Source organism: Nonomuraea zeae (assembly GCF_005889725.1).
GTDB lineage: Bacteria > Actinomycetota > Actinomycetes > Streptosporangiales > Streptosporangiaceae > Nonomuraea > Nonomuraea zeae.
In genome coordinates this window covers 1-7,423 of sequence record NZ_VCKX01000448.1, presented here as the reverse complement: position 1 = coordinate 7,423, position 7,423 = coordinate 1, and the positions used below count along the sequence as shown (strand labels likewise).

Annotated in this window: 6 protein-coding genes; 4 read left to right on the top strand and 2 right to left on the bottom strand. The window is 69.8% G+C overall.

From position 1 onward, the window contains the following. The first annotated feature begins 374 nt into the window (after positions 1-374). The gene (locus ETD85_RS58395; RefSeq protein ID WP_138698433.1) at positions 375-1,421 is read left to right on the top strand and encodes a sulfite oxidase; all 1,047 of its coding nucleotides are present in this window, start codon (positions 375-377) and stop codon (positions 1,419-1,421) included. Between the two features lie 141 nt (positions 1,422-1,562). Further along, the gene (locus tag ETD85_RS66470) at positions 1,563-3,536 is read left to right on the top strand and encodes a wax ester/triacylglycerol synthase domain-containing protein (protein ID WP_240780110.1); all 1,974 of its coding nucleotides are present in this window, start codon (positions 1,563-1,565) and stop codon (positions 3,534-3,536) included. Here the strand turns inward: ETD85_RS66470 and ETD85_RS58380 are convergent. Beyond that, positions 3,474-4,019, bottom strand: a complete 546-nt coding sequence (locus tag ETD85_RS58380; protein WP_138698432.1) for a TetR/AcrR family transcriptional regulator — start codon at positions 4,017-4,019, stop codon at positions 3,474-3,476. The two genes, ETD85_RS66470 and ETD85_RS58380, sit on opposite strands and share 63 nt — an antisense overlap. A 626-nt stretch (positions 4,020-4,645) precedes the next feature. Between ETD85_RS58380 and ETD85_RS58375 the strand changes: the two genes are divergently transcribed. Next, positions 4,646-5,212 (top strand): TetR/AcrR family transcriptional regulator, encoded by a 567-nt coding sequence (locus ETD85_RS58375; RefSeq protein ID WP_138698431.1) that lies wholly within the window; start codon positions 4,646-4,648, stop codon positions 5,210-5,212. Then, a complete protein-coding gene (locus ETD85_RS58370) occupies positions 5,209-6,717 on the top strand; it encodes an MFS transporter (RefSeq protein ID WP_138698430.1) in 1,509 nt (502 codons plus the stop codon). Before ETD85_RS58375 ends, ETD85_RS58370 begins: the two co-directional genes overlap by 4 nt. 247 nt (positions 6,718-6,964) lie before the next feature. On the opposite strand, the gene ETD85_RS58365 is transcribed toward ETD85_RS58370, so the two are convergent. Continuing rightward, on the bottom strand, positions 6,965-7,423 hold a 459-nt coding region (locus ETD85_RS58365), incomplete at its 5' end, for an alpha/beta hydrolase (RefSeq protein ID WP_240780109.1).

The following is a 7,423-nucleotide window of genomic DNA, read 5'->3' as shown; positions in this document are numbered from 1 at the left end:
CCGACACCCCGACACCCCGGCACCCGACAGGCTTCTCCACCCGCCTACACCCATCGCAACCCGTCAGACCCACCCACCGCACCGCCTAACCAAGACCCTCTCGGCCGGCGAAACAGCCTCACACGAGACCCGGCGCCAGACAGCAAGCCCGATCACAAAACCCCAGGTAGAGACCCTGTTCCGATCCGCGATCGACCAGAACGTGGCTCCCTGTGCAGTTCCTCCGGCGGACAGGGCGGGTAAGCCTTCAGACGTGGGAGTGGAACGTTCCTGCACCGTTCGGACACGCTTTGGCAATGAGGGGCGCGGGGGGACAGCCCGAGGAGATTAAATGGTTTCCAGGTAGGAAATAAGGATTGCGGAGGAGGGCAACGATGACGCAGGCCATGGCGACGATCGTGAAGCCGCTGCCCGACCACCTGTTCAGGGTGCACGGCGCAAGCGCGGAGATGCGCTGGGAGACCATGTCGGGGCAGGGCTATCACACCCCGAACGACCGGTTCTTCGTGCGCAACCACACCTTCACGCCGCTCATCGACGTCACCACCTGGCGACTGCAGGTGCACGGCGCCGGCGTTCGATGTCCGCGCGCGTTCGGTTACGACGAGCTGCGCGCCATGCCCTCACGCACGTTCGACGTCGCGATCGAGTGTGCCGGGAACGGGCGGCGGTTCTACGGGACGCAGCAGCACGACGGCGCTCCCGGCACGCAGTGGGGGCTCGGCGCCATCGGGGTGGCGCGGTGGCGGGGAGTACCGTTGCGATACCTGCTGCAGCAGGCGGGCGTGCTGCCGGGCGCCATCGACGTACTGCCCACCGGGCTCGACGCGCCGTTCGAGGATTACGGGCACGTACGCAGGCCGCTGCCGATCGACAAGGCCATGGACGACGTCCTCGTCGCGTACGAAATGAACGGCACTCCGCTGCCTCCCGATCACGGATTTCCGGTGCGGCTGGTGGTCCCGGGATGGGTGGGAATCGCGTCCATCAAATGGCTTGGCGACATAGAAGTTTCGACGACGGAGCTCTCCTCGCCCTGGAACACCGTCTTTTACGCGAACGTCACGACGCAGCCGGTGAAGAGCGCTTTCGAGCTTCCCTGGAATGCCCGCCTGCCCGTCGGCAAGCCGCACGTTCTGCACGGACGGTCATGGTCGGGGCGAGGCCGGATCGTCCGGGTCGAGGTCAGCTTCGACGGCGGGATCAGCTGGCGCGACGCCGAACACCATGGTCAACACCTGGTCAGCGCATGGCTGCCGTGGCACATCGGCTGGGCGCCACGACGTACGGGACCAGGCGTGCTCATGGCGCGGGCAACCGACGAGACCGGCAGCACCCAGCCGCTGATCACGCCACGACACCCCTTCGGCTATCACTTCGACGCGGTGGTGCAACATCCCATTCACGTGGTCAATGGATAGGTAAATGTCACCGACCACGGCTGAGCTGGACAATCACTAAATGCTGGTTCTGCGCACCTGAATTCATCTGAAAGACTCTCGCGGAAACCTTCCAGAAATCCCTCCGTGTGATGCTGTCCACATCATGGAAAAGGAGAGCAGATGCGCCAGCTGACCGCGCTCGATGCCCAGTTCCTCAACGTCGAGACGGCGACCACCGCCGCGCACGTGGCAGGGCTGGCGATCCTCGACTCTGCGGACGGCTCGGTGACCAGAGACGCGCTGGCGGCGCTCCTGCTCGAACGGCTGCACCTGTCCCCTGCGCTCAGCCTGCGACTGGCCACGGTGCCGCTCGGGCTGGACCACCCCTACTGGGCGGCCGACCCCGACTTCGACATCGACCACCATCTGTTCGAGATGACGCTGCCCGCCCCGGGTAACGACTGGCAGCTGGCCGAGGCCGTCGCCGAGATCCATGCCCGCAGGCTCGACCGGTCGCATCCGCTGTGGGAGATGCACCTGATCAACGGGCTGCCCGACGGGAGGGTGGCCGTGTACACGAAGGTGCACCACGCGGCCATCGACGGCGTCTCCGGCGCCGAGACCCTCGCCACGTTGCTCGATCTCACGCCGGACGGAGCGCGTACCAGGAGCGGGCCCACCGCTCGCTCGAAGGCGGCGGCACACGGCAGCCTTTCGAGCGGTGTGGCAGGGGCAGCGGGCGCGGAGGGCGCGGAGGGCAAGGATGTCGCGAAGGCGGCGGTGCACAGGGGCGCTTCGAGAAAGGCGGCACAGGCGAAGGCGCTGCAAGAGGCAGCGCGCAGCGAAGCGGTCGGCAGCGAGGCTGCGCTCGATGTAGTCGTATGCGAGGCCGACGGACGCAGTGAGAGTCCGCCCGACGTGGCCGTACGCAAGGCCGCCAGACGCAGCGTGGTCGTGCCCGACGAGGTCGTACGGGAGGCCGCCGGACGCAGTGTGACCGTGCCCGACGAGATCGTACGCAAGACCGCCAGACGCGGCGAGATCCCGCCCGACATGGTCGTACGCGAGGCCGCCGAACGCAGCTTGGCCGTGCCCGATGGGGTCGTGCGTGGGGAAGCCGGGCGCAGTGAGGTCGTGGCCGATGGAGTGGGGTGTGGGCAATCCGGGGCGGGAGAGGCAGTGCAGGAGGATGCGCCGGGGCTGATCGGGATGCTGACCGGGGCCGCCGTTCGTACGGCGACTCACCCGGTGCGGGCCGTTCAGTCCGTGGTGAGGGCGGCCGGTGACCTGGACGCCATCCCGCTGGCGGCGGGCCTGCCCGGCGCGAAGCTGATTGCCAAGGCTGCGCGGCTGATGACCGGCGATCGGCCCCAACGCCCGGAGCTGCCCAGCTTCACCGTTCCGCGCACCCCGTTCAACGGCCCCATCACCGCCCGCCGGCATCTCTCCTTCGGCTCGCTCTCACTCAAAGACGTCAAGAGCGTCGCCAAGGCCAACGGCATCAGCGTCAACGACGTCGTGATGACCCTGTGCACCTCCGCCCTGCGCTCGTGGTTGCAGGAGCGGGACGCGCTGCCGGACGCGCCGTTGATCGTCGCCGTCCCCGTGGCAGTCCGTACGGCCGGAGCCAAGGACCTGGTCGGCAACCAGATCTCCGCCATGGTGACCCCCATGCCCACGAACGTTTCCGACCCCAGGGAGCGCCTGCAAGCCGTCGGCACGACCATGGGCAAGGCCAAGCGGCGTTTCGCGGTCGCCCCGGCCACCTGGCTGAGCGAGTTGTGCTCGCTGCTGCCCGCCCCCGTCACCAGCCTGGCCACTCCGGCGATCTTCCGGCTGGCGGCGCTGGCGTTCCCGCCGATCAACCTGATCATCAGCAACGTGCCCGGCCCGCAGTTCCCGCTGTATCTGTGCGGCGGGCGGGTGCTGTCGTACTTCCCGCTGTCCGTCCTGACCGACGTGAGCGGCGGCCTGAACATCACCTGCTTCTCCTACGACGGCATGCTCGACTTCGGCGTCGTGGCCTGTCCTGAACGCATGGACGACGTATGGGGGCTGCTCGCCCACCTGCGTACGGCGCTCGATGAGCTGCTAGACGAGCGAGTGAGCGATGAGTTCCGCGACGGCGTCGGGGTCGATCTGGTGGCCGGTTAACTGGCAGAGGTTCTCCTGGTAGAGCAGAACGGCGGCGAACGTGGCCGCCGCCACCTCCAGCCTGGCCGCATCACCGCGCGCGCCGGGCAGCGCCAGCTCCAGCGCGAACCGGGCGCGTCTGATCAGCTCGCCGTTGAGGCGGCCGAGGCGCTCCTTGACCGAGCCGTGCGTGTCCGCCTCCCGGAACAGGATGCGCCGCATCGCCGGTGAGGCCCGCAGCGGCAGCCCGCGCGCCAGTTTGGACAACGTCCCCGCCGGGTCGCCGGGCACCGCCTCGACGTCGCGCCCCTCCTCGACCAACGTGCGCTCGTCGACCAGGGCGACCAGAACGTCGATCTTGCGTGGGAAGTAGTGGAAGATCAGCCCTTTGGGGACCTTCGCGAGCTTGGCGATGACGGCGGTCGGAGTGGCTTCGTAACCGCCACCCGCGAACAATTCCTCGGCCGCATCCAGGATGCGCGTGCGCGCGTCACCGATCACCACGCTCGCACCATAGCGCCACCTGCGGCTTCACCACCATGCCGCAAAAGCGAGACCCCCGTGTTGGCCGGGTTGTGGTGGTCCATTCCTGGGTGCCTGGCCATCCTCTCCTGGCCGCCCGGCCCGGCCCGGCCGTCAAGGCGCCGCCGCTACTCCGGATGCCCAGCCGTCACGGAGGTCTGGTGGTTGCTGAGGTCTGGTGGTTGCTGGGGCCTGGTGGTTGCTGAGGTCCGGTGGTCGCTGAGGTCCGATGGCTGCGGCGATCGGCGGCTCCGCGCCGTTCTGGGTGCCCGACTGGTCCGGATGCCCGGCCGTTTTGCGGGCTTGGCTGTTCCAGGGGATCAGGCCGATCAGCGTGCCGGGCCGGTCAGGGTGCCGGGCCGGTCAGGGTGCCGGGCCGGTCTGAAGGATGGGGCCGTCGCGCAGGACCGGGCCGTTCCGAGGGCCCAGCCTTTCGTAGCCCGGTACTCCGGGGGGCCTGCCGTTTCAGAAGCCGGATGTTCAAAAGGCCCGGCCGTTGCGAGGGCCCGGCTGGTGTGGGGGCGTCTAGTGTGAGTGATCCGCGGTGAGACACTGATGTATTATCTGAGACATAAATGTCGCAAATGATGCGGAGGTGTGTGACGTTGATGAGCCGGGAGCAGATCATGACCGCGGCGATCCAGCACCTCAACAAGGACCCTGCCGCCTCCATGGCGCAGCTCGCCGAAGCCGTGGGCATCAGCAGGGCCACGCTCCACCGCCAGTTCAGCAGCCGCGAGGAGCTGATGCTGGCCCTGGGCCACCGGGCGCACACGCAGTGGCAGCAGGTCCAGGAGAGCGCGGGCATCGCCGAGGCCACCGGCTCCGGCGACCCGCAGGTGCTCGACCAAGCCATGAAGGCCCTGCTGACCGGCCTCGTCGACGTCGCCGACGAATACGGGTTCGGCCTGACCGACTACGCCATGGCGGTCCATCCGGAGCTGCTGCGCCGCGCCGACGAGCTGGAGGAGCGCGAGATCGCGTTCTACGCCGCCGCCCAGCGCGCGGGTCTGCTGCGCGCCGACCTGCCCCCGCGCTGGGTGAGCAACACCGTGTACGGCCTGCTCGTGGCCGTACGGGAAAGCCTGCGGCGCGGGGACGTCGCCCGCCGGGACGTGCCCCGGCTGCTCCTCGGCACCTTCCTGCACGGCGCCGCAGCCCGGGAGGACGCATGACGACCGCCACCTCGCCCGTCACGTCGAGGAGACGCTGGGCGGGCCTGGCCGTGCTGTCGGCCAGCGTGCTGCTCGTGGTCATGGACATGACCGTGCTCAACGTCGCACTGCCCGCCATCTCCGAGGACCTGCGCCCGGGCTCGATCGAGCTGCTGTGGATGGTGGACGCGTACGCGCTGGTCCTGTCCGGGCTGCTCGTCACAGTGAGCGCGCTGGGCGACCGGTGGGGGCGCAAGCGGATGCTGCTGAGCGGGTTCGCGGTGTTCGGGCTGGCCTCGACGGTGGTGCTGCTGGCCGACAGCCCGATCGAGGTGATCGCCGTACGGGCGCTGCTCGGGGTGGGCGGCGCGATGATCATGCCGTCCACGCTGTCCATGATCAGGAACCTGTTCACCGACCCCCGCGAACGCGCACGGGCGCTGGGCATCTGGGCCGCGATGGCCGCGGTCGGGGCGGCGCTGGGGCCGATCCTGGCCGGTTTCCTGCTGGAGCATTTCAGCTGGCACTCGGCGTTCCTGGTGAACGTGCCCGTCATGGTGGTGGCGATCGCCGCCGGGCTGTTCCTGCTGCCGGAGTCCAGGAATCCGCGGCCCGGCCGTTGGGACGCGCTGGCCACCGTGCTGTCGATGGCGGGCATGGTGGCGCTGGTGTTCGCGGTGAAGACGTTCGGCAAGCACGGCCTGGCCCCCTCCGCGCTGATCGCCACCGTGATCGCGGTGGTGGCGCTGGGCTGGTTCGTGGTGCGGTGCCTGCGCAGGCCGGATCCGCTGCTGGAGATCGGGCTGTTCCGCAGCGGGCCCTTCTCCGCGGGAGTGGTGACGGCGCTGACCACGTCGATCGCGATGGCGGCGGTCTTGCTGCTGCTCGCGCAGTGGATGCAGCTGGTGCAGGGGTACTCGCCGCTGGAGACGGGCCTCCGGCTGCTGCCCGCCGCGCTGGCCGCGATCGTCGCCTCCCCGCTGGCTCCCGCGCTCGCCGCGAAGATCGGCGCCCGTACGGTGCTGGCGGGCGGGCTCGCGGTGACCGGGCTGGGGTTCCTGCTGCTCTTCCTGGCGCCGAGCCCGCTGGGCTACTGGCCGGTCGCGGGCGCTCTGACGCTCATCGGCATCGGGAACGGCTCGCTGGCGATCGCCTCGGCGGTGATCATGTCGGGTACGCCGGCCGCGAAGGCGGGCAGCGCGGCGGCCATCGAGGAGACGAGTTACGAGGTGGGCGGGGCGCTCGGCGTCGCCGTCCTGGGGAGTGTCGCCGCCGCCGCGTACCGGAACGACGTGGACTACCAGGGCCCGCAGGCCGAGGTCGTACGCGAGTCGCTGGGCGGTGCGCTCGACGTGGCCAGAGAGCTGGGCTCGGCGAGCGGGCAGCTGGTGGAGCAGGCCAGGGCGGCGTTCACCGACTCGCTGATCCTGACCAGCGGGGCCGGGGCGGTGTTGATGCTGGCGGGCACGGTGGCGGTGTGGCTGCTCACGCCGCGCGGCCTCGACCTGTCGTCAGCCGAGCACTGAAGCCCGCCGCTGAGCCTCAGCGCTGAGGCGCAGCGATGAGGCCATCGCGGAGGCCCATCGCGGAGGCCCATCGCGGAGGCCCATCGCGGAGGCCCACTGTTGAGGCCCAGTGTTGAGGCCGACCGCACGGAGTCGAGTGTCCGACCCCGCCGCCGAGGTCGGGTGTCGTCACCGAGCGTTGAGGACACCGGGTGCTCCAACTGGCGGGCGGGCGCGAGCCGGCACCGCCCACCCCCCCAGGCCGGGGTCAGTCGGCGCCAATGGCGTGCATGAGGGACGGGTAGGCCCGGTGCAGCTCCCGCTGCCAGTACGTGTGGTTGTGCCCGCCCCGGTAGAAGTGGGTGCGCACCGGGACGCCCAGCTCGTCCAGGCGGGCGGCGAACGATCTGGCCGCCCGGTTCGCCAGGTCCTCCACCAGGTCGCCCTCCCCCGCCGCCACGTACAGCTCGACGCCCTTGAGCCGGTCGGCCTGGTCGTAGGGGTTGTGCGCGCGCCAGACGTCCCGCTGCTCCTCCGGGTCGCCCCAGATCCGCTTCCAGTCGGTGCCGAAGCAGCCGATCGAGGTTCCGGCCATCACGGCCTGCGGTACGCCCGGGGCGAGGATGTGGACGGCCCCGCTGAACGAGGCTGCGGCCTTGAAGTAGCCCTTGGCGGCGTACAGCATCGCGCCCTGCCCGCCCATCGAGTAGCCCGCCACGGCCCGTTC

Coding starts and splice junctions, on each gene's coding strand:
- ETD85_RS58395 (WP_138698433.1), top strand. CDS start 375: ATGACGCAGGCCATGGCGACGATCGTGAAGCCGCTGCCCGACCACCTG.
- ETD85_RS66470 (WP_240780110.1), top strand. CDS start 1,563: ATGCGCCAGCTGACCGCGCTCGATGCCCAGTTCCTCAACGTCGAGACG.
- ETD85_RS58375 (WP_138698431.1), top strand. CDS start 4,646: ATGAGCCGGGAGCAGATCATGACCGCGGCGATCCAGCACCTCAACAAG.
- ETD85_RS58370 (WP_138698430.1), top strand. CDS start 5,209: ATGACGACCGCCACCTCGCCCGTCACGTCGAGGAGACGCTGGGCGGGC.